This is a genomic window from Bacillus cereus group sp. BceL291, assembly GCF_051776705.1.
Taxonomy (GTDB): Bacteria; Bacillota; Bacilli; order Bacillales; family Bacillaceae_G; genus Bacillus_A; species Bacillus_A cereus.
The window spans coordinates 1-387 of the sequence record NZ_JBPWAP010000254.1; the positions used below are offsets into that span (position 1 = coordinate 1).

A 387-nucleotide genomic window follows, 5' to 3' on the forward strand; every position below is an offset into this window, starting at 1 on the left:
CCAAACTAGCATCACATATCAGGTGTAGCTTTTCGATTGTTGTCATTTCCTTTTGCTCAATTATTTTTTCCCAGCCCATTTTGTCTCCTCCAATCAAATAAGAATTTTGTTTAGTTTTCCTCTTTAATTTTCTTTGTTAATTTAACCGTTCCAATATACTCGTAAGGCTGAGCGATATATCCTTTATCATGTAGAACTTTAACAACTTCTTGCATATCCTTCCAAGCTTCTGTGCCTTGACCAAATTTAATAGTTACTGTATTCATTTTTCATTCTCCCTTTCTATTCAATTAACTGACCATATTCATCAATTTTTATTTCTCCAGATTCTATCTTTTTATAGAATTCATAAAATTCATCAGCAACCCCCAACAAGAAAGATTGATC

Annotated in this window: 1 protein-coding gene; it reads right to left on the reverse strand. The window is 32.0% G+C overall.

What is annotated here, in order from left to right:
- Positions 1-110 precede the first annotated feature (110 nt).
- The gene (locus ACS2CR_RS34460; RefSeq protein WP_194793513.1) at positions 111-266 is read right to left on the reverse strand and encodes a hypothetical protein; all 156 of its coding nucleotides are present in this window, start codon (positions 264-266) and stop codon (positions 111-113) included.
- Between the last annotated feature and the right edge of the window lie 121 nt (positions 267-387).